General features: G+C 61.4%; 12 protein-coding genes, 1 tRNA gene and 2 pseudogenes. 3 read left to right on the top strand and 12 right to left on the bottom strand.

What is annotated here, in order from left to right; all coding sequences use genetic code 11:
- Positions 1–40 precede the first annotated feature (40 nt).
- Positions 41–370, top strand: a complete 330-nt coding sequence (locus IE266_RS15910) for a hypothetical protein (protein WP_189681089.1) — start codon at positions 41–43, stop codon at positions 368–370.
- Positions 371–373: 3 nt separating this feature from the next.
- On the opposite strand, the gene mdoH is transcribed toward IE266_RS15910, so the two are convergent.
- The 5 genes from mdoH to IE266_RS15935 form a co-directional block, all read right to left on the bottom strand.
- Positions 374–2,224 (bottom strand): glucans biosynthesis glucosyltransferase MdoH, encoded by a 1,851-nt coding sequence (gene mdoH, locus IE266_RS15915; protein WP_189681090.1) that lies wholly within the window; start codon positions 2,222–2,224, stop codon positions 374–376.
- Positions 2,221–3,723 (bottom strand): OpgD/OpgG family glucan biosynthesis protein, encoded by a 1,503-nt coding sequence (locus IE266_RS15920; RefSeq protein WP_189681091.1) that lies wholly within the window; start codon positions 3,721–3,723, stop codon positions 2,221–2,223. Before IE266_RS15920 ends, mdoH begins: the two co-directional genes overlap by 4 nt.
- Positions 3,720–4,970 carry an OpgC family protein gene (locus IE266_RS15925; protein ID WP_189681092.1) on the bottom strand — a complete coding sequence of 417 codons (1,251 nt, stop codon included), beginning with the start codon at positions 4,968–4,970 and terminating at the stop codon, positions 3,720–3,722. Before IE266_RS15925 ends, IE266_RS15920 begins: the two co-directional genes overlap by 4 nt.
- 25 nt (positions 4,971–4,995) lie before the next feature.
- Positions 4,996–6,366 carry a tetratricopeptide repeat protein gene (locus IE266_RS15930; RefSeq protein ID WP_189681093.1) on the bottom strand — a complete coding sequence of 457 codons (1,371 nt, stop codon included), beginning with the start codon at positions 6,364–6,366 and terminating at the stop codon, positions 4,996–4,998.
- Positions 6,367–6,573: 207 nt separating this feature from the next.
- On the bottom strand, positions 6,574–8,187 hold the full coding sequence (locus tag IE266_RS15935; RefSeq protein ID WP_189681094.1) for a thiamine pyrophosphate-binding protein: 1,614 nt from the start codon (positions 8,185–8,187) through the stop codon (positions 6,574–6,576).
- A 159-nt stretch (positions 8,188–8,346) separates the two neighbouring features.
- Between IE266_RS15935 and IE266_RS15940 the strand changes: the two genes are divergently transcribed.
- Together IE266_RS15940 and IE266_RS15945 are read left to right on the top strand one after the other, a co-directional pair.
- Positions 8,347–10,509 carry a selenide, water dikinase SelD gene (locus IE266_RS15940; RefSeq protein ID WP_189681095.1) on the top strand — a complete coding sequence of 721 codons (2,163 nt, stop codon included), beginning with the start codon at positions 8,347–8,349 and terminating at the stop codon, positions 10,507–10,509.
- Between the two features lie 258 nt (positions 10,510–10,767).
- A tRNA-Ser gene (locus IE266_RS15945) sits at positions 10,768–10,857 on the top strand.
- 292 nt (positions 10,858–11,149) lie between these two features.
- On the opposite strand, the gene IE266_RS15950 is transcribed toward IE266_RS15945, so the two are convergent.
- The 7 genes and pseudogenes from IE266_RS15950 to IE266_RS26915 form a co-directional block, all read right to left on the bottom strand.
- Entirely contained in the window at positions 11,150–14,491 is a 3,342-nt protein-coding gene (locus IE266_RS15950; protein WP_189681096.1) for a DEAD/DEAH box helicase family protein, read from the bottom strand.
- 51 nt (positions 14,492–14,542) lie between these two features.
- Positions 14,543–16,777 carry a GmrSD restriction endonuclease domain-containing protein gene (locus IE266_RS15955; RefSeq protein WP_189681097.1) on the bottom strand — a complete coding sequence of 745 codons (2,235 nt, stop codon included), beginning with the start codon at positions 16,775–16,777 and terminating at the stop codon, positions 14,543–14,545.
- Between the two features lie 91 nt (positions 16,778–16,868).
- A complete protein-coding gene (locus IE266_RS15960; RefSeq protein WP_189681098.1) occupies positions 16,869–17,279 on the bottom strand; it encodes a hypothetical protein in 411 nt (136 codons plus the stop codon).
- On the bottom strand, positions 17,276–18,625 hold the full coding sequence (locus IE266_RS15965) for a restriction endonuclease subunit S (RefSeq protein WP_229864183.1): 1,350 nt from the start codon (positions 18,623–18,625) through the stop codon (positions 17,276–17,278). Before IE266_RS15965 ends, IE266_RS15960 begins: the two co-directional genes overlap by 4 nt.
- Positions 18,626–18,630: 5 nt before the next feature.
- Positions 18,631–20,649: a type I restriction-modification system subunit M gene (locus IE266_RS15970; RefSeq protein ID WP_189681100.1), complete on the bottom strand. Its 2,019-nt coding sequence runs from the start codon at positions 20,647–20,649 to the stop codon at positions 18,631–18,633.
- A gap of 1,608 nt (positions 20,650–22,257) precedes the next feature.
- Positions 22,258–22,446: pseudogene (locus IE266_RS26910) on the bottom strand (IS110 family transposase); the annotation flags it as partial.
- 201 nt (positions 22,447–22,647) lie between these two features.
- Positions 22,648–22,888, bottom strand: a pseudogene (locus IE266_RS26915) (IS6 family transposase); the annotation flags it as partial.

Consider the following 22,888-nt stretch of genomic DNA (forward strand, 5'->3'; position numbering starts at 1 on the left):
GCTAGCAAGATCGCATCGGTTTGCACAAAGGGATTTGACCATGGCCGACGACGCCTCCGCCGCTCTTAAACTGGCGAAAGAGAACGAGAAGCAGATCAATCTGCTTTGGAAGAACTTCGCCAAGCTCGAAAAGACCCAGAACGAGTGGGAGAAGTTGCAGCAGGACTACATCCAGAGAATAGAAAAGAACCTTATTGACGCGATCAATGACGCCAACAAGCAGCTGGTTGCCTATTCGAAGTCCATCGACGAACACGAGAAGGCGCAGGCTAAGTACATCCGCGAAGTCGAGGCCAACCTGGTGAAAGCCGTCAACGACCTGCGCAAATGGGTCGACAAGGAATTCGACCGCAAGGGGTTCTTCAGCTAGGCCCTATTCGGCGGCCGTCTGGACCGGTGCTCCTTCGAGGATCGACCTCAGTTCGTTGCGATAGTGCCGCGCTGCCCGCGTGATCGGCGGCGCGGCGAAATCCTCGCGCGTGGCGACGGCTCGGAACAGCGACAGGCCCGACAGCATCGAAAGCGGGATCGCAAGCACGAGGCTTATGGCGATCGGCAGCAGCCAGAGCGACACCAGCCCGGCCATCATGCCGGCGACCAGCACTGCCCCGCTGATGGTTTCGAGCATGTGGCAGAGCGCTACCGTGCCTAGCGAGTAATGCCCGCCGTTGCGCGCCTGGGGCGACCAGCCGCGTTGCAGGCCAAGCGCGGTGCGGAACACGGCGATCATCTGCTGGACCATCAGTATCGGGGCGTAGAGCACCGAGAGGATGACTTCGGAGAGGAAGGAGAGGCCAAAGCGCGCCGGCCCGCCGAACTCGGAAAAGCGTGCGCCGGTCAGGGGAAGGGCCGCGATGCCGATCAGCTTGGGCGCAAGCAGGGTGGCATACATCAGCACGATTACAAGCACGTTGCGGCTGTCGGTCATCTCGGGCCAGGTTGGCACCAGCGGGTTGGTCTCGCTGAAATAGGTGAGCACGCTGGCGTCCTCGCCGACGCCGATCAGCGCCCACATCACCAGCAGCGCGAACCAGAGCGGCGACATCAGGTAGCCGACCGCTCCGTGCAGCATGTGGAAGCGCGACATCGAGCGGAAGCCCTTGGAGCCGAGCAGGCCGAGGTGCTGCAGGTTGCCCTGGCACCAGCGGCGATCGCGCAGCACGTGGTCGATCAGCGTCTGCGGCGTTTCTTCGTAGCTGCCCTTGATGCGTGGCAGGAAGCGGACACCCCAGCCGGCGCGGCGCAGCAGGCCGGCTTCGACGAAGTCATGGCTCATGATCAGCCGGTCGCCCTTGAGGTGCGGAAGGCCGGCGCAGGCGGCGAAGGCGGCGGTGCGGATGATCGCGTTGTGGCCCCAATAGTTGCCTTCCTGGGCGCACCAGCGGGCCATGCCCTCGGCGAAGGCCGCGCCGTAGACGCCGTTGGCGAACTGCTGCATCCGGGCAAAGACCGACTGCGCGCCGATCAGCTGCGGGAAGCTCTGGATCAGCCCGGCGCCGGGGTCGGCGGCGAGCGCATTGGTCAGGCTCAGGATCGCGCGGCCGGTCATCAAGCTGTCGGCGTCGAGCACCAGCATGGCGTCATGGGCACCGCCCCAGCGTTCGACCCAGTCGGCGATGTTGCCGACCTTGCGGTCCGTGTTCATGATCCGGCGGCGGTAATAGAGCTCCAGCCCCGGCGAGAGCGTGCTGCGCAGCGCCTCGACGGTGCGCTGTTCCTGCTCGGCCAGCGCCTCGTCGCGGGTGTCGGAGAGGATGAACATCGCATAGCGGTGGGCGCCGCCATAGGAGCGCAGTTCCTCGAGCATCGAGCGGGCATTACCCAGCACGTACCAGGGCACCTCGTTGTAGACCGGCATCAGCAGCGCGACCTTCAGGGGGCGCACCGGACCCTTGGCCGGGCGGGGCGCGCGGCGGGTCAGCGACCAGAGGCCAAGCGCCACGGTGCTGACGGCGAAGCTGATCCAGAAGAAATTGAACGAGATAAGCGCGATCAGCAGCGCTTCGGCGAAGTTGATCCCCTGGTCCGAGAACCAGCCATACATGACCACGCCCAGGGCGATGGTCGCCGCCATGGCGGGGCTGAAAGCCAGCACGCGCCAGAGCGCCTGGCCATTTTCAGAATGCAGTCCGGGGGCAGTCTCATCGCGATAGGCTGCGCCGAAATCCTGCACCGGCATGGGGCGCGGTGTCTCGGGCGGCATCACGAACAGGTCGGTTCTCATCTTGTCCACCGATAAAGCCAGACTTCGCTGGCGGGAGCACCGTCCTTGCGCAATTCGGCGCGAAGTTCGGCAAAGTCGTTGTCACCAGCGTCGAAGGTGAACGCCAGCCGGAGACCCCCGGTTTCGGGATTCTCCTGGAGGATGCCTTCGGTGATGGTCGCATGGGGCGAAGAGATCAAAGGTTCGACCTTTTCGTGGCCTTCCGCGTAAAAATCGCTCGCTTCGAAGTCGATCACGACCAGGCGTTTGTCGTCATGCGCGCCCATCCGGGTGTTCAGCACGCGCGGCATCCCGGTCTCGACCGGTGCGGCGGCGCACCAGGTCAGACGATAGGCGATGTCGAGTCGCTGCCCCGCGGGGATAGGATCGTGCGGACGCCAGTAGGCGACGATGTTGTCGTAGATTTCCTTGTCGGCCGGGATCTCGACCAGCGTGACCGAGCCGGGGCCCCAGTCGCCCTTGGGTTCAACCCAGGCACCGGGGCGCTGGTGGTAATGCGCTTCGAGGTCGGCGAAATCGGCCAGCTTGCGGGCGCGCTGCATCAGGCCGAAGCCGCGCGGCATCCGGTCGATGAACGAGGAGACCTGCAGCTTGCGCGGGTTGGCGAGCGGTCGCCAGATCACCTCTTCGGCGCCGTTCCAGATCATCAGCCCGTCGCTGTCGTGCACCGCCGGGCGGAAGTCGTCGAAGCGGTTCCGGTTGGTCTCGTCGAAGAGGAACATGCTGGTGAGCGGGCCGAGTCCGACGTGGTCGAGTTCGGTGCGCGGGAAGAGCGTGGCCTCGACCTCCATCACGCAGTCCGGCCCTGGCGATATGTCGAAGCGGAAAGCGCCTGCGACGCTGGGGCTGTCCATCAGCGCGTGCACGATGATGTTGCGCTTGCCGGGAGCCGGGGTCTCGAGCCAGAAGCGGGTGAAGTCGGGGAACTCCTCGCCCTTCGGTTCCGCCGTGTCGATGGCCAGGCCGCGGGCCGAAAGGCCGTAGGCGTGGCCATAGCCGATGGCGCGGAAGTAGCTGGCGCCCTGGAACACGCAGAACTCGGACTTGCGGCCAGGCTCGGTCTGCTCGGTGCGCAGGCGCAGTCCCGAGAAGCCGAGCGTTTCGGACACCGGCAGCGGTGGTACCAGCGCCGGGTCGTGGTCGAAATCATCGTAGATGAAGGGCACCGGCTCGGCCATGCCGCCGCTTACCGCGGACACCTGGATGGTGCGCGGGAAGTAGAGGCCGGGCGCAAAGAAGTCGACCACGTAGGGCACGTCGGTGCCGGCCCAGAGCGCATGGTCGAGCTTGAAGCGAATCGCCCGGTACTGGTCGTAGGTGAGGTCCAGCCATTCCTGCGGAACGGTAGGACGGGGCTGGTAATCGGCAGCGGCGAGAGCGCGCGCCATATCGATCACTCTTTGTCGGGCAAAGATGGTTCCGGCCCCGGCCACGGGGGCGGCCGATACCAGACCAAATGCCGACGACCCCACGAGAAACGCACGGCGCGACAGCGTCATCTTCCCTTGCTCCGCCAAGGTTGAGATTTGAACCAAGCGGCGATGTATGCTGTTGCCGCGATAAGTGCAAACCCCCAAATATTAACCAGAATATGATTTTCTGCATTCCGGCCGAGTTGATCGAGCACGAAGCCCAGAATTTGGGCGACGGCCATCGAGAAGACGAAGACGGCAAGCGACTGCTGCCCCACCTTGGTGATGATCGCGAGCAGGAATCGGGGCGCCGCACCGGCTGCGCCCGAGGCCAGTTCCCGCAGACGCGCGCCGCCGGTCCCGGCCGCTGCCCAGGCCAGGTAGGCCAGCGACAGGAAGTGCAGGTAGCGCAGCAGGCCGAAGTCGGTCTTGTCGCGCAGGCTGAAGCGTTCCGAGACGTCCTGGTAGTCCATCCAGCGCCATGCGCCCTTGATCCAGTCGCCCAGGGCGGGCGAGGCCGCGTCGATCCAGGTCAGCACCTTCCACGAACCGAAGGGGGCCGAGAGCACCAGGAAGGCGGCGCAGATCCAGATCAGCGTGCGGTTGACCGGCGGAGCGGGGATCCAGCCGCGCATGAAGGCGAAGCCGGTGAAGAACAGCAGTTGCCAGCCGAAGGGGTTGAAGAACCATTCGCGGTCGGTCCAGGGTTCGGCCGGGAAGTGCACGGTGCCGATATTGGCCGCAGCCCAAAGCGCGAGGCTGGCCGCGATACCAACCACGAGGTGGATGCGGACCAAAGCGATCATGACGGGCATCAGGGCCAGCACGCCCAGATACATCGGCAGGATGTCGAAGTAGTTCGGCACGTAGGTCAGGGTGAACAGTCCGACGATCTGCTGCTCGGGGTTCTTGAAGAAGTGCTGCAGGTTCAGCGCGGCGACATAGGAGCCGTCGCCGGGCCACCAGAGATCGATGGCCGCCATCGCGGCGGCAGTGAAGAAGAACAGCGCGATATGCGCCCAGTAGACCTGCCAGCAGCGGAAGGCGACGCGGGCGGTGCCGGTCAGCCAACCCTTCTTGGCGAAGACGCCTCCGAAGGCAATGGCCGAGGCCATGCCGGAGCAGAAGACGAAGATCTCGGTCGCATCGGAGAAGCCGAATCGGGCGGGAATCCAGTTCGCCCAGGTGTTGTTCGGGATATGTGCGACGAGGATGATGAACATCGCTATACCGCGGAACACGTCGAGCCGCGGGTCGCGCGTCGAGGCGGCCACGGCAGGGGCCCGCGCGGTACGCGGGTCTGCAAAATCCATGCTGGGCGAAATTGTCGCCATACGTTCTTTCCGTTCTGTCTTCACGTTATTCGGCCGGGACGCTTCGGGCGTTCGCGGGGCCCCGCGCGCCGGAAATCAGCGCGCGGCGGCAAGCCGCGAAGCCATCTTCCGACCCGGCTCGTAGGTTCTTGCGTTCGTTGAGGAATCGCTCGGCGTGGTCGAGATATCCGGCGCGCAGTGCCGCGTCGATGGTCAGCCGTTTGAACACATCTCTTTGTGCATGGCTGCCCCCAGCCTTTTGCATGGCTGCATCTGCGCGCGCGAGGTGGTGGAAGGCTTCGCCGTTGCGCCCTTCGCTGAAAGCGACAAGCCCCACGGCGGCATCGCGTCCGGGCGCCGCCATCGCCTTGGCGAAGGGATCTGCGGGCTGCTCGGCGTCGCGCGAGATACGGGCCAGCAGCGCAGCCTTGTCGGCCTCGCGCCCGGCGCCATTCAGCGCCAGCAGGTAGTGCAGGTCAGCGAAGATCAGGCAACCGTCGCCGGTGCGCCGGGCGCAGAGATCGGCCAGTTCCTCCCAGCGGTCGCCGACCGGGATGCCTTCGAGTTCGAGCCGCATCAGCAGCGAGGTGGCGTTCGAGATGTCGCGGTAGTCGTCGGTGCGGTCCTTGCGGATGCGGTCGTCGTAGAGCGCAAGCACCTGTTCGGTCTCGCCGGTCTCCAGATGCATCAGCGCCTTGTGCCACCAGACGTGGTAGCGGAAGTTGTTGCAATGCGCCCATGCGCTCTCGCGCGCGGCGAGCCAGTCGATGCCTTGCCGGGCGCGGCCGGTCATGTCGTGGACATGGGCCACCGCGTGCAGCCCCCAGGCGTCGTTCGGGGCCATCCAGAGTGCCTGTCGTCCGGCGATCTCGGCGCGCAGGTAGTCGCCGGTTTCCTCGAGCGCGAAGGCATGGCAGCCCAGCAGGTAGCCGCGCGCGGGGTGGTCATGGGCATAGGCGGGCAACAGGCGCTCGACCGAGGCGCGCATCCCGGCGGCGTCGCCCAGCAGGAAGCGGATCGCCTGCGACAGCTTCATCGCCAGCGGGTCGGTCGGGGTCTCGTCGAGCACCGCCTCGCATTCCGCGATGGTCCGCAGCGGCGCGCCGTCCAGCCAGTGGGCAAGGGCGGCGACATAGCGCGCCTCGCGCGGGGTGACCGGCTGGGCCTGCATCGCGGCCCTGGCGGCGGCGAGGGCCTCGCGGGCGGTCTGGTAGAGTTCGCGCCGGCCCAGCAACAGAAAGAACAACCCTCGTGCGGCGTGCCCTAGGGCAAAGTCGGGTTCAGCCTTCAGAACGGCGGCCAGGTGGCCCGGCGTGGCGGCCGAGTGGGCCAGAAAGCCCAGCTGCACCGCGTTCCAGTCGGAAAGGCCCTGAGGCGTGGCAAACGTCGTGGGCTGGCCGAACAGGTCATCGATCATGTCGGGGTCCATATGTTCAGAAACGGCGCAATAGCCGGGTGGACAGAGTGTAACGCCTTGAAATCTCGGGAACGATCCTGCTCGCGCATTGGTGACAGCGCGTGTGCGATGGCTTGCCGAGCGTGAGCGAAAAGCCGCGTGAGGGCCTGAAGGTGCGCTGATTTGTTTCACATCCCGCCGGATCGGGCAGGATCTGAAACATTCAGTCTAGATACGGCCGTCGTAGGCGTTGCGCGGAATCTCGGCAGCGATCAGGGTGAAGCGATCTTCCGCCGATGCCGCTGCAAGCGCAGCGCGCAACTCGGGCCGATTGGTGACGCGATGACCCGCTCCGCCGAAGGCACGGGCGATGGCGGCGAAATCGTGCCGGGCGAAATCGACGCCGCGATTCTGCATCTGCCGCTCGCGCTGCTTCTTCTCGATCAACGCGAGGCTGGCGTCGACGAAGACGACGCAGATGATCGGCGTGCGCAGTTCGGCGGCGGTGGCCAGCTCTCCGGCGACCATCAGCAGCCCGGCGTCGCCCGAGAAGCAGACCACGGGGCGGTCGGGCGCGGCCAGCTTGAGGCCGATGGCCAGCGGCAGGGCGCAGCCCATCGTGCAGAGGCCCGAGGATTGCACCAGCCCGCGCGGTTCGTGGGTCTGCCACATCTGGCTCAGCAGGATGCGGTGCGCGCCGCTGTCGGCGGTGGCGAGGGTGTCGCTTGGCAGGGCGGCGCGGGTCTCGGCGATCACTGCCGCCGGGCCCCAGTCGTCATCCTCCGGGAAGGCCCGCGCCAGTGCGGCGCGGGTTGCCTGGGGCTCGCCTGCGGGCCAGGTGGTACGGCTGCGCCCGCCTTGGGCGAGCGTTTCGAGCGTTGTGGCAGGATCGGCGACGAAGGCCAGCGTTGCCTGGTGCATGTAGTGGTCGTTGGCCACCGGGGCGATGTCGATCACCCGTTGCGTTGTCGGATCCCAGGCATCGCGCCAGCCCGCCCGCATCTCGATGGGGTCGTAGCCGATGCAGAGGATCAGGTCAGCCTGCCGCACCAGCGGCAGCAGGTGTCCGTCGGCCAGCGGCGACAGTCCGGCGGCACCAAGGCAGAGCGGGTGATCCTCGGGGATCACGCCCTTGGCCTTGTAGGTGGTGACGAAGGGGATGCCGAAGAGCTCGACAAAGGCGCGCAGCAGGCAGCCCGAGGGTTCGTCCAGCATGTCGAGGCCGACGACGGCCAGCGGGCGTTCGGCCTTGGCCAGCCAGTCGCGGGCAAGGGCAAGGTCGGCGCCTTGCGGGGCGGTGGGCGAGGAGATGGCACGCCGCATCGGGGTCTCGGCCACGCGCGCCTCGGCCACGCTGATGGGCACATCGATATGCACCGGACCGGGTCGCGCATCGCTTGCCACGCGGACCGCGCGGTCGGCGATATTGCCCGCACCGCCCTGTGTGAGGCGGAAGCTCGCCTTGGTGATCGGGCGGAAAACGGCCTGATGGTCGAGCACCTGGTGGGTATAGCTCAGCGCCTCGTCGGCCTCGACGCAGCCGGTCAGCACGATCATCGGCACCCGGTCCTGATGCGCATTGGCAACCACGTTGACCCCGTTCAGCGCGCCGGGGCCAAGGGTGGCAACCAGGATTGCCGGGGCGCCGTCGCGGTGATGCACGCCCTCGGCCATGAAGCCGGCGGCATTCTCGTGCTTGGCCAGGTGAAAGCGGATGCCGGCGTTTTCCAACGCGTCCACCAGCGTCAGCACCTCGCCGCCGGGCATCCCGAAGGCATGGCGGCACCCGGCCTCGTAGAGGCGGCGGGCAAGTATATCGGCGGCGCGGGGCAGGTCGGTCATCATTTGCTTTCCGGGAGCGGGGAGGGTGCCCATTTGAAGTCTGCCGCGGGGGTTTCGCGCAAGATGCGACACGCGGATGTGACCGGCGCGCGAGGTCGGCCGTTAGGCGATTTGCATTCCCTGCTTGCACCAGGCGGCCAAATATTTAGAGCTTTGCATATGATGACCGCTCCGCTTCCCCTGACCCGCGACGTCGTCCTCATCGGCGGCGGGCATACCCATGCGCTGGTGCTGCGGATGTGGGGCATGGCGCCATTGGCCGGCGCGCGGCTGACGCTGATCAACCCAGATCCGAAGGCGACCTATTCCGGGATGCTGCCAGGCTTCGTCGCCGGGCATTACCGCCGCGACGACCTGGACATCGACCTCGTGAAGCTGGCCCGTTTCGCCGGTGCAAGGCTGATCCTCGGTGCAGTCGATGGTATTGACCTGGTGACGCGCGAAGTGCATGTGCCTGGGCGTCCGCCGATTGGCTTCGACGTGGCCTCGGTCGATATCGGCATCACCTCGGACATGCCGTCGCTGCCGGGTTTCGCCGAACATGGCCTGCCGGCCAAGCCGCTCGGACCATTCGCGGCGCGTTGGGAGGCATTCCTCGGTGGCGACGGGCCCGCCCGCGTGGTCGTGATCGGGGCAGGGGTGGCCGGGGCCGAACTGGCAATGGCGATGGCCCATGCGTTACGTGCACGTGGTCGGGCAGGGCGCGTAACGCTGGTCGACAGCGCGACGGCATTGTCCGCAACCGGCTCGCGCGCCCGCGCCCGGCTGCTGGCGGAACTCGCCGCGCAGGGCGTTACGCTGATCGAGAACGCGCCCATCGAGCGGGTCGAGGCGGGCGCGCTGGTGCTGAAGGACGGTCGCCGGCTGGAGGCGGACCTCGTCACCGGTGCCGCCGGTGCGCGTGCCTTCGGCTGGGTCAGGCACAGCGGGCTGGAACTGGAGCATGGCTTCATCACCGTGGATTCGCGGCTGCAGTCGAGCGACCCCGAGGTCTTCGCCACCGGCGACTGCGCCCATATGGCCGATAATCCGCGTCCCAAGGCCGGGGTCTATGCCGTGCGGCAGGCACCGGTGCTGCTGCACAACCTGCGCGCGGCGGTGACGGGCGGGCGGCTGCACGACTACCGCCCGCAGAAGGACTACCTGAAGCTGATCTCGCTGGGCCAGAAGAGCGCCCTGGCCGAACGGCTGGGCCTGGCGCTGGCCGGACCGCTGATGTGGCGCTGGAAGGACCACATCGACCGCACCTTCATGAAACGCTTCCGCGACTTGCCGGTGATGCCGCAGCCCGCGCTGCCATCCGAGCATACGCTGGGCATGACCGAGGCGCTGGGCGACAAGCCGATGTGCGGTGGCTGCGGCGCCAAGGTTGGGCGCGAGACGCTGCGCGGTGCGCTTGGACCCGAGGCGGCGCCGTTGCGCGAGGACATCACCCCGCTGCCCGGCGATGATGCGGCGCTGTTGAGCACGGGCGGGGTGCGGCAGGTGATGACCTCGGACCACCTGCGCGCCTTCTGGGGCGACTGGGAACTGATGACCCGCGTCGCCGCGATCCACGCGCTGGGCGACATCTGGGCGATGGGGGCCGAGCCCCAGGCTGCCACCGCCACTCTGATCCTGCCCCGCCAGTCGGTGCGGCTGCAGGGCCGGATGCTGGCCGAGATCATGGCGACCGCGCGCGAGGTGATCGGCGCAGCGGGTGCGGCGGTGGTTGGCGGGCACACCTCGCTCGGCGACGAGCTGACCGTCGGTTTCACCCTGACCGGGATCTGTCGTGACCGGGTAGTGACGCTCGCGGGCGCGCGCCCCGGCGACGTGCTGTTGCTGACCAAGCCGATCGGCAGTGGCGTGCTGATGGCGGCCGAGATGCAGGGCCGGGCCGATGGCGCTTGGGTCGCCGCCGCGCTGGCGCAGATGATGCTGCCGCAGGGCGCGGCCTCGGCGATCCTTGCCCCGGAGGCCACCGCGATGACCGATGTCACCGGCTTCGGCCTTGCCGGGCACCTGATGAACATCTGCGAGGCCTCCGGCACCGGCGCCACGCTCGACCTCGACGCCGTCCCGCTGATGGAGGGTGCGCTCGACCTGGCGGCGGCGGGAATGCGCTCGACGCTCTTCGCCGACAATCGAACCGGGCTTCCCGACCTGCCGCTCTCGCCACGCAACGACCTTCTCTACGACCCGCAAACCGCTGGCGGCCTGCTTGCCGCAGTGCCACCCGAGAGCGCCGACAGGCTGCTTGCCGCGCTGCGCGACCAGGGCTACCCGGCCGCGCGGATCGGCCGGGTGCTGGAAGGCCCGCCTCGGCTGCTGGTGGACTGAGCGGCGGGCTGATCGCGAGGCTGGCGGTGTGTTTGCCGGGGAGACAGGATGGCAAACCGCGTCGGTAAGCTGCCTTCGACGTAGGGCGAGCCCTCGCACAGTCATGTTCCCGACCATGGTCCCCGCATCGCGATACCGGCGCAGGCACAGGTGCTCCCCCGGTGGTCCGGCAGCGCAACGGCACACCCGGCGTCAAATCCGAAGAATCCACCTCAATCCCCTTGCGCCCGCCCCCACCTTTCCGATATCCCCGCCGGCGGAGAGGTGGCCGAGTGGTCGAAGGCGCACGCCTGGAAAGTGTGTAGGCGGGGAACCGTCTCGAGGGTTCGAATCCCTTCCTCTCCGCCAGAAATTCGAAATACTTTTATTAATATCAATAAGTTGATCGGTGATTTCGACATCGCATCCCCCAGAGCGTCCCCCACTTTAACGCGGAACTGCCCGGAACTCATGGGAATACGTATCGCTTGTTGGCCGGTCGGTTGAGCCGACTCCGTCAATGCGCTTTTCTTTTATAGTGGTGTTGTCAAACTTCGGGAACCGCCGGTGTGCGTCGGCCCGCGCTGCGCATCGGCCCCCTAGAAGCGACATTTTTTTATAGTGCTGTTGTCAAAACTGGAGACCGGTTCGAGGCATCACTTTACTGCCCTCTGGCCTGCCGCTGCGCTCTCATGAAGAAGTGCCTTGTCGCCTGCGCCCGTGCGTCCGGGTCTGTCATGAAGATGTTCCGCATCTCGTTGTCTTGCTGGAACGCGCGGACGATGCCTTGGAAGAATGCCTGAGAGAACGTGTTCTCGACCACGTCTGCGGGGTTGTTCCGCATCATCTCGGTCATGTCTTCATTCATGATATCGCGCGTGACGCGTTCGAAGCGCAGGAAGTCTTCGCGCGAGAACTGGGTGCCATGCCGCTCGTTGAACGACTCGATAATCTCGGACAGCGACCTTTCTTCTTCCTCGGTGTAGGCGTTCGCGCCGAACTCGGTGATCGGTTGCAGGGTCGCAGTCTGCGCCGGTGAGAGGGACGCGCTGCCCACTTCGCCCTTCAGCAACTTGAAGGCAGAAAGGTTCAGCATGTCGTCGGTGATCGATATGTCGGCGGGCACGTCGCGCGACGGCAGCAGACGCGACAACCACGATGTGTAGGCATAGAGTTTTTCCAACCACGCATCGTTGAGTGATACGACCTGCGCCACGAAAACGTAGAACCGCTGGAAGCTCTTCAGGAGTTGGCGGAACTCTTCTTGTTGTGCCTCGTCTTCATCCAGTTCGAAGCGCCCCACCGCGAGACGGACAGTGCCTTCCAACTTGAGGCGGTCTTGGGTTGTCAGATCGCCCTTGAAGAACTGGTCGGCAAACCGTTCGACCTCTTCTTTGTGGATGTAGGTCGACGACGAGATGCGCTGTTCGAGGTCATAGATTTGGTTCAGGTCGGTGCGTTCTTCGAGCGCGGTTGCCTCGAAGAAGGGGGCAAACGCCTCTTTCAAGTCTTCCATCGTGTTCTGGAAGTCGAGAACGAAGGTTCGGGTCTTGCCGGGATATGTCCGGTTCAACCGTGCAAGCGTCTGCACCGCTTGCAACCCGGCGAGTTTCTTTTCCACATACATGGCGACGAGTTTCGGTTGGTCGAACCCGGTCTGGTATTTCTCGGCAACGACGAGGATCTGGAACTCGTCGGTGTCGAACTTCTTCGGCAGTTCGGTCTCGGCGAACCCGTTCGCGGTCGCTTCGGTCCAGACGTTGCCATCGATGTTCAGATCACCCGAGAACGCGACCAGCGCCTTCAGATCGGTGTAACCCTTCTGCTTGATATACTCGTTCAGGCGCTGCCAGAAGCGCAGCGCGTGTTCGCGACTCTGGGTCACGATCATCGCTTTCGCCTTGCCGTCTAGTTCCTTGGCAACGTGGCGGCGGAAGTGTTCGACGATCACCTCGACCTTCTGATCGATGGCGGTCGGATGCAGCGAGGCATAGCGGGCGACACGCGCCTGTGCCTTGCGTCCCTTGAAGGCGGGATCGTCTTCGATGGTCTTTTCGAGTTGGTAGTATGCCTTGTAGGTCATGTAGTTCTGGAGCACGTCCAGAATGAACCCTTCCTCGATTGCCTGACGCATCGAATAGAGGTGGAACGGGTGGGGTTTGCCGTCTGACCCGATGCGCCCAAAGCGTTCCAGCGTGACATTGCGCGGTGTCGCGGTGAAGGCGAGGAACGAGATATTCTTCTGCGGACCCCGCGCTTTCTGGAACGCGAGAACCATGTCTTCAATGTCTTCGGAACTCGCCTCGTCGCGGGTCAGCGCGTCGGTCAACCCTTGTGCCGCCTTGCCGGACTGGGACGAATGCGCCTCGTCGATGATCACGGCGAAGTTCTTGCCCCCCTGACCAGAGATCGCCTTCAGATGTTCGGTGCCGAACTTCTGGATCGTCGTGATGATGATCCGCGCGCCTTTCAGGATCGCGTCTTTCAGATCGCGGGACGTGCCGTCGATCTTCTTCACCACGCCCTCGGTCTGGGCGAACCCGCTGATGGTCTGCTGCAACTGACGGTCCAGCACCAAGCGATCGGTCACGATGATCGCGGTGTCGAAGAGCGGTTTGTCGTCTTCGTCATGCAGGTTGATAATCTGGTGGGCGGTCCAGGCGATGGTGTTCGACTTGCCCGACCCTGCACTGTGCTGGATCAGGTAGTTCTGTCCTGCGCCCGTGGAGCGCGCGTCCGACAGCAGTTTGCGCACAGCGTCAAACTGCTGGAACCGCGGAAAGATCAGCGCCTCTTTGCCGCCCGAGCGTTCAAGATGGATGAACCGCCCGATCAGGTCGAGCAGCACCTCGCGCGAGAACACCGCCTTCTCGCCGGGCAGATCCTTGTAGAGATAGGCGACCCGGTTCTCGCCCGGCACATCGGGGTTTCCGGCACCGCCGTCGCGCCCGCGATTGAAGGGCAGGAACCGCGTCTTGCCGTTCATCAGGCGCGTGGTCATCGACACGTAGTCCTGATCCACCGCGGAATGGACGATGGCACCGCGTTTGAAGGTCAGCAGCGGTTCGCCAGCGGGGGAGCGGTCTTGCCGATACTGCTTCTCGGCGTGTTTGACGTTCTGCCCGGTCAGGTGGTTCTTCACTTCGAGCGTGGCGACCGGAATGCCGTTGACGAAGGTCACCAGATCGATGGCGTTCTTGTTCTTCGCCGAATAGGTCACCTGCCGCATCACGGACAGTATGTTCGCCTCGTAAAGGCGGGTCAGGTCCGGGTTCAGGTTCGATGCGGGTTTGAAGAAGCAGAGCGCGAACCGAATGTTCGGCACCAGTTTGATGCCCTCGCGAAGCACCACATGGGTCGGGTTCTGCTTCAACGCCTGATCAAGACGCTTCAGAACCTCCGCCTCCGCCTGCGCGCTGTAGTGATCTTCCAGCTTCTGCCAAGCCTCGGGTTGCGTCGTCTTTAGAAAGCGGAACAGCAACTCGGTGTCGAGGGCATGATCGACGTCGTAATGGGACGGGCAGTTGCGCTCGATGTATCCCTGATCGGCAGTCAGGCAGGCGACGATATGCGACTCGAAGACCTTCTCTTGGTGAATATCGGCGGTGCTGTGTGAATGTGTCATGAATGCCATTGTCCTAAACTCACCAACCGGGCAGTCACTCGGGCGTGTATTATTCCAAGTCTGGATTAGGGCGTCCCGGTTGTTGGCGTGCCATCTTTTGATTTCTCTTTGCCTGCGCAGAACTGCTTTGTCACCATTCATGGGTTCACAGTTGTCGATACGAAAATTCGCAATGTCATCGCCGATCTTCACCCGGAAATGTGGGGGTGGATGTTCATTGGCGAAAATTTCGATCTTCATGCCCCGCTGGATTGCGACGAGGAACTCTATGAAATGTCCGTCCCTGCGAGTTCGGCGTTCGCGATCATCAGCGCTTTGGCAGGCATCATGGAGTGCTTGTACGCTAGGATGATCGAATGGAACAATATATTCCGTCACGCGCCCATCTCCACTTGAACTACACAGACGCTGAGATGAACATTGGCATGGTCAGACACTCTGGTTCACCTTCTCAAACCAGAGGAGCGCTGCTTCTCCATCCTTTTTCGAAATCTCATCTATGGTCCTGCTGTGGCGAATACCGTTGCGCATCTCAGCAAGTTGATCTACTCGCTTCGACAAATCCTCTTTCGACCTGAAGGTTTCGCTGAACGTATGCCAGTTGTTCTTCGCAAGAACGATGTCTTTCAGTTCTTGTAGGTCGCAGAATTCAAGCATCCCGCCGATGATCGCATAGCGATCTTTGTCGAAGGCAGGGTTCTTTCTCTGCGCGCGGTTCAGCCTTTGCTGGACCTTATCCATGACGTGTTGTGGAAATGGGTCCTCTTGTGCATGAAGTGCGGTTTCGATCGTCGCGCGTAGCCCGAGTTCGACCGTCTCGATCCGTGCATCCAAATCGCGGAGGTCAGGGGATAGATCGAGGCGTTCTTTGATTAGCAAGGACTCGATTGCCTCGACATACGTTCGCTGCCTCTCGTTGATGAATTCTTCGAAGTCTGACGCTGAGAAGTTCGATCTCATGAGGATGTCGAACGCAGCGGGCGAAATCAGGTGGCTTTCCAAGATCGCGCGCACCCGGTTTTCGCCGTTCTGCTTGATCAGTTCAGGCAGATACTCGTTCGGAAGTTTGTCACGAATGACGTGCCGGTTCGTTCCATCGAGAAGTGGCGTGCGGTTGAGGATCGAATGCACGGATCGATCTTGCAGGTTTGCATCGCCCCACGACGCAGGCACGATGTGGTGATCGTCGAGCATCTCGTTCTCAGGAATGTTGCCTGTGATCCAGTCTCGTGCGCCGTTCAGAACCAGCAGGTTGAAGATACCGTTGTAGATCGACGATCCATATTTCGTCTCACGACGCAGTTCGAGGTTCTTGAAACGGGTCTTGAACTCTTGGATCAGGGGCGGTTCGTTGGCATCGCTCTCGATCCACGCCTTGACGTTCTGATAGTCTCGCGCGGCGGTCGACTCGACTGACCCAGAGTAGCGGTTCGTGAAGATCGCCGCCCAATACCAGAACCGAACCTTGCGCTGTGCATTCAGGCGTTTGTCTGCGGGCAGCGTCCGAACATGCTCTTGCAATGCCGAGAAGGCGGGCAGGATCGACACATATGGCAGGTATTTGGACGATGTGACCCCAAACTCCTGCGGATGCCGCAACATCTTGATCGCACGCTCCAGCGCAGACACCGCAGTGTCCCACAACGCAACGAACTCTTCGGTCGTCTGAACCAGCACTTCTTTTTCGATCTTGCCGTCGAGAGTGCGGATCGTCTTCTGATGCCCGGGCATCAAGTAATACAGATATTTGGGTGAGCAGTATGCCTGCTTCAGGATCGACATGACCTGCAAGATGTAGACATTCAGTTTCGAACTCTCGACGAACTCCAAACGCCCGCGCGCCTTGCGCCACATGAACTTGAGTTGCAGGTCGCGGGGTTTCAGCAGGGCATTCAGCAGGTCGAACACATCCAGTCGAATGCCCTTGCTGTTGATCTGGGTGAAGATGTCGCAAATCTTGTCCAGTCCCAGATCCTTGTCGAGTTCGATGTAGGAAACCTGATATTGCTCGGTCAGATCCTTGAGTTCCTGACCGAACTTCTCTGCGTTTTGGCCATGGAGCGCGCACTGTTCCGCCTCTTCGAGATCGCCCCGCTCTTTTGCCTCGGCGGTCATGTCCTGCCAGTATTTCGCATATCCCTGCACCCAAGTCGGCATCGCCCAACCGCCAGCGCCGATCACGGATAGCGGGAAGATGTGTTCGCGATACTGGATCTTTGGGTCTTGTGTCAGTTTATCTATGCGCTTCGTCTTCCAGTCGTATCCGAACGCGTCGTCGTATTCTTCACGCATGAAGCGGTCGACGTTGATGAAATAGATTGCGCGGTTGGCGCGGTCTGGCAGCGGCACATCGGGCGCGACACAGGCATAGTAAAGCGCCGTCAGTCGCTGTTGACCGTCCAGAACAATATGCTCGGATGACCCCCCGCCGGGGTGACCGTAAATCGGTTCGCAGGCGAGTGCCTTGAAGTTCTCGTCCTTGCCCTTCCACAGCAGAAGACTTCCAACGTAGTAGTCCAGAAAGATCGACCGCATCAGATCCGAGATGTCCCACGGATTCCACTCGAACTCTCGTTGGAAGTCGGGAACGACAAATCGACCTTCCTTCAGACGCGAAAGCAAGTTGTTCAACGTGAACTGGTTTGGTTTCTGCGCGTCTTTCATGCTTTCAACTCTTTGATGAAGAACGATTTGTTGTTCTCGAAACACTTGCCATATTGCGATGTGCACACGCCCGGTGCTTCGGTTCTGATACTCATGTGAACATGTGTTCCATGATCGCCCGAGCGTCGTCGATAGTCTGAACGCCCAGGCGTGTGATCGGTTTGGTTCGGAACTCGTCGTAATCCTTGAGATTGCTGTTTGCCCCGTCGCGTCCCTTGCGCGCTGGATCGGGGTCTTTGTCCTGCCAAGCAGACCCTTTCCAGACCTTCTTCGCGACCTCCACCGTGACGGAGGGCGAAGGTGGGGCATACATGCTGACGATCCACAGATTCACGCGGTCTTTGTGGTCGAGTTCGACGCCGATTGCGCGGCGGCGTCCGCGTGTCGTCCAGACAGACAGATGCACCTGCTGACTGGAAGCGGTCTTGGGCGGGACCGGATCGCAGTTGGCGCTGAGCTGGGCGCGGATGAACGCTTTGAGGTCGGCGATGGTGTCGGTCACGCGCCCATCTCCTCTTGAATGGCGTCGAGGCGGCGGTCGGGGGTGCCGGATTTGGCGTAGGTCGATACGTCGATCTGACCCGTGACAGCGGCGGTGATCTGGGCAGAGCGGTATTCTCTGAGGCGGTCGATGGAGGCGATGGTTTTCTGTTGGATGCGCTCAAGCGCTGCCAATTCGTCCTCGATCCAATTTAATAAGTTGCGCTGAACGGATGGTGGGGGCGTGGGGATGGACACTTCTTTTACGAAACCGACTTCAAGGTGTGGATGAAGTGCGCCGGTCTCTATCGATGCCAACGCTTCGCGACCGCTGCGGGAGCAAAGGATTTGCAATAGTAGACGCGGAAGAATCCGTTCGGGTTTTGGTCGCGTAATAATCATTGCGTGGCACCCTGATCCATCAAACTTGTCGTCGACAATCGCCGTTGCGCCACATCCCGCACCAGTCTGCACAATCACGAGGTCGTCGCGGCGGACACGTGCCTTCGGTTTCTCTTTTAACCATGCATTCGTGACGAAGTAGGGTTTTCGCTCAAACTCAATCTGACGGTTTTTCACATGGGTCGATTGAAGGTAAGGAACTGAATTTGAGTACTCTTCTTCCACAAGAATGTCGCGAGTTGGACCAACAAAGCCGTTGCCAAGTCGACTACAAAGCGTCTTCAGTTTCAGGGCTCTTCGCTCTGAGTATTCAGAGTTGACATGTGCAAAGCGGGGATGGGTTCCGTCGATCAAATAATCAACTTCGGACGCCGATTTCTCTTCTAACAACGCGACCAACCGCTGCTTTTTCTCGATCAGCAGGTCTATTCTTGCGGTCTCACGGTCCAGAAAGTCGGCGATCTGGCGTTGGGTCGCGAGGTCGGGCACCCATACGTCGCTACGGAACAGATTGGTATCGTCAAGGTTTTGAATGCCGGTGTTCTGCTTGATGAACTGATGACTGTATCCACTCATGTAATGGGCAGAGAGCAGATACAGAAAGAAGCGGTTCCAAACGCTTTCGTGTGGTCTAATCCTTGCGACGAAGTTCGATGTGACCGCTTCAACGTCCTCATCGAATGATACAACCCGACCGACAGGCGTCTTCTCGCCGCCCCCCGATTTTTCAATGACAATGTCTCCGCGTCGAAGTTGCAGATTCTTGAACTGCTGCTTTTTGAAGGAACGGGTGGTCGGGTCGTCGAGGTTCAACGTGAGGCGCGACCAGTCGAAGTCTGCAACGCGAACGCATATCGCATCGATTTCATCCTCGCCTGCTTCACTACCCCAAGCGCCGTTCTTCGGTCCTTGAGCAAGGTGCCGAAGCGTCGTTCGCTGCCACCCGTCTGGGATCGATTGGAACATAGAACTCACTCGACCACCTCCCGCAGCAGACCTGCGATTTCTGCTTCCAGCGACTTCAACTCGGCGTCGATCTCTTCCAGCGGTCTCGGAGGCACGTATTTGTAAAAGTAGCGGTTGAAGTTGATCTCATACCCGACACGCCCGACGCCGCCATCGTGCGCATCGGTGTATGTCTCATCCACCCAGGCATCGGGGACGAAGGGCAGAACCTCGCGCTGCACATAGGCGCGCCAGTCCTCGTTCAGCGGCACCAGTTCGTGATCGCGCAGATCGGTGTCGGGTTCGGGATTGCCATTCTTGTCAGTGCATACCTGCGCCGCCTCGTCGCGTTCGGACAGAGCGGAGAGGATCGCCTTGGTGAGCGGTGCACCCAGGTTGAACCCGGCGAACTTCTGGACCTTCTTCAAGTCTTTCTCGAACCGCGCGCGGTCCATGTAGTCGCTGCCACCCAGAACGTCGGGCAGCAGTTCCATGAGCAAGGACTGCTTTTCTGCGTCGAGGTTCTGGAACGGGCGGGTTTCGGACAGGGCGTCGAGACCTTCGGGGGTGACCCGGAACCGAAGTTTCAGTGGGCGTTCGACGCGGATTTCGCGATACCCGAAGTCGGTCGTGGCGAAGATTTTCGACACGTCTTCCCACCCTTCGTTGCCGTTCAGCATGTCGTGGTAGATGCGGGCGATCTCGTCACACGCCTCGGGCGGGATTTCGCGGCGTTTGGACCCGAGCGACTTGCGCATCGATTTCCAGAACCGCTCGCCGCTGGCGTCGATCAGTTGCACCTTGCCGCGTCGGGCGCTGTCCTTGCGGTTGGTGAGCAACCAGACATAGGTCTGAATGCCGGTGTTGTAGAAGAGGTCAGTGGGCAGCGCGATGATCGCCTCGACCCAGTCGTTTTCCAGCATCCAGCGGCGGATCTCGCTTTCGCCCGACCCGGCACCGCCGGTGAAGAGAGGCGATCCGTTCATGACGATGCCGATGCGCGACCCTTGCTCGTCGTTGCGCATCTTGGAGATCATGTGCTGAAGGAACAGCAACTGCCCGTCCGAGATGCGCGGCAGACCCGCGCCAAAGCGCCCGTTCTTTCCTTGGGTCTCTGCCTCTTCCTTGATCGGGTCGGCGTATTTCTTCCAGTCCACCCCGTAAGGCGGGTTCGACAACATGTAGTGGAAGCGCTTCTTGGCGTGGGCGTCTTGGGTCAGCGTGTTGCCGAAGGCGATGTTCTCAGGGTTGTGCCCAGTCACCAGCATGTCGGATTTGCAGATCGCGAAGGACTCGGGGTTCAGTTCCTGCCCGAATAGTTCGACGCGGACGCGGTCGTTCAGCGCCTTCATTTCCATCTCAGCGATGGAAAGCATACCACCCGTGCCCGCGGCAGGGTCGTAGACTTGGCGGATGACGCCGGCCCCTGTTAGCGCGTCCTTGTCGTTGACCAGCAGCAGCGAGACGATCAGGCGGATGACCTCGCGCGGGGTGTAGTGTTCGCCCGCCGTTTCGTTCGAGATTTCCGAGAAGCGGCGGATCAGGTCTTCGAACAGATACCCCATTTCAAGGTTCGAGATCGCATCGGGGTGCAGGTCAATCTGCGTGAAGCGGTCAAACACCTGATAGAGCAACCCGGCGTCGTTCAGGCGCTTCAGTTGATCTGTGAATAGGAACTTGTCCAGGAAGATATCTCGAACATTGCCTGAGAACTTGGTGATGTAGTCGACTAGGTTCTTGTGGATATCCTTTGCGTCCTGCCCCTTGAGCGAAGCAAAGGTGAAACGGGAAAGATTATACAGGCCGATATCTCGGCCTGTAACGCCGAAGAGGAGGGCATCACGCGCCTCGTCGTCAATGTCGTCGGGAAGTGAGTTTGCCATGTCGAGCACGGTCGACTTGGTAGCTTCAAGGATGCAGTCAAGACGGCGCAGAACGACAAAGGGCAGGATGACCTTGCCATACTCGGACTGCTTGAAGTCACCACGAAGTAGTTCAGCAATGGACCACGCGAATGAACCGAGTGACTTGATATCTGTGCTCATGATCCGACCTTCTGCCTCTAAAATTATGTAGTCGCGCAGGTTTCTTCCCGCCTTTGCTTGAGTGGAACGGTAACATGAGATTCGGACCGCCTCCAAGACTGCCAATGCAAGTCCTCACCAGAGAAAGTACGACTGAGACTGGATAGCATATCCAAGACCGTCGTCCACAACCTGAAGCTTGCCGATCGCGACCAGGCGGCAACCGCACTTGCATTCTCAGACTTTGGGACGTCTAGAGGCAAATTTTGATCGGGTAGCAAGTCTCATCTTGGTTGGCTTGCAAACTAGGTGTTCAACCGCCAGAGTTCGCCGAGAGATTCAAGAGTTGAGCCCAGCATGAACGAACATTCTCCACGAACAATTGATGGCGACAACATTGCACCGTTCATTGAGGCCCTTGCCGATGAATGCATCGATGCAATGACGAAAGTTGCCGATGCCGCGAACCAACAGGTGGGCATTCGCCTTGCCGGACAAGATGTGGTCATGGGCCAGGTAAACAATTGGACTGATGGGGCTGCTCGAAGAAAGCTCGCTCAAGCGCAAGAAGAACAGAGAGAAGCGGCACGCCAACTATCTAGGGAACCGCTGATAGCGCGCGTTCGAACGCGCTCCGAAAATGGTAGCGAGAAAACCTACTATTTTACTCGGAATTTTACGATTCTTGTTCCGGGCATTACACTCACCAGTTACAATTCGGGGGCCCCGGTCGGCCGCCTTGCATCGCTGGACGTCGGGGATGAGTTCGAACTGCCGAATGGGCAGTGGACCGAAGTTATCGAGAAAGGAACTTACAGGCCCGTGCTGTCCGGAGCCCAATGGGATGGTGTCGACAATCAAATCGACACCGAAAATTTCGACGTGCTTTTCATCGAGTCCCTTCGTCGTGCCGTAGAACAGCGCGGCCGTCTCGGTGGATATGATCTGAGTGATCCATTCGCGGTTTTTGACGACCAGCCCGTCGTGACGCTGACTCCGAAACGAAAGTATCTGTCGGGTCTTGGTCTCCGCGATCAAAGCGTGATGAACAAGGTCCAGGATGAAATATTTCGCCTTCCGATCGATCGCCAAGTCATGCTCGAAGGCCCGCCGGGAACCGGCAAGACAACAACGCTCATCAAACGGCTCAGCCAAAAACGGATCGAGAACTCCGATCGCGAAGAAGACTATCGAGTAATCGTGAACACCCCTCTCGGGGGCGATCACAGGACGAGTTGGATCATGTTCTCGCCCACAGAGCTTCTGGAGCACTACCTGCGCGAAGCTTTCGCACGCGATAACGTGCCGGCCAGCCAACAGCGTATCCAGACGTGGTCCAATTTTCGGAACGATCTTGCTGCGCGGGTTCTGGGGCTGCTCCGAACCGGAAAGAGAACACAAGGATTTTTGCGCGACGACGGAGCCCGCCATCTTTCGGATCACGCACTAGCGAACCAACCGGACCTGCATTCGGCTTTCGACGATTTTCAGTTCAATGTGTTTTACGCTGAACTGGATCGTGCATTGCAGACCCTTGTTGACAGTGAGGTGCCCGATCTTCGTAGCCTTTCCCAGAGCCTGCGAAACCGTATGGGCGAGGTTGGGCGACCGACGCTGCTATCGATCCATAGCCTTGAAGCGACGCCCCCAATGATGAGCACTGGCACAGGCTTCCATGGCAATCGTTGCAGGAGAAAGTTCCTGAACGGCGGCCTCAAGTTTTGATCTGGTGACCTTCCTCGAGATCACCTCGCCGTCATTGCTAATCCCGTGAATGTGGAATGATTGCTTGCCCAAATCGATCGCCAGCAACTGCATCTTGTGAAATCCTTTTGCTTGCCATGTTTACCGAAAACTATCGGCCTGGGTGCAAGGGGGCGTCCATTCCATAAGATGAACAAGACATCCGGAACATCGAAGGATGCCGCTGACAAGTTGGTTAGGGGTATCAAGCGGAAGACGCGCAAGGGCGCTGTCACGGCAACTCGCTGGAGCCAGCCGGACCTTCCGAAGTCAGCCTCAGGCCGCCACGACGTCACGCCAGTCGGCCGAGGCTCTGGAGCGGAGGGTCTTCATCGTTCGGCGGGAAATCAGATGGCGTTGGACGTTGAAATGGTTGGCGATGGCAGCGTGGGAGGCGAGGAAGCGCTGTGCCGATCCGGGCGACTTGAACCGAATTTGTTGCTGCTCGCGGCGCCTGGTGAGAGTGTCAGATCTTCTGTGTATGAGTGATCCGGTCCATGCTTCTTCGAAAGGAAGC

Origin of the sequence: Seohaeicola zhoushanensis, assembly GCF_014656415.1 — a bacterium.
Classification (GTDB): Bacteria; Pseudomonadota; Alphaproteobacteria; order Rhodobacterales; family Rhodobacteraceae; genus Seohaeicola_A; species Seohaeicola_A zhoushanensis.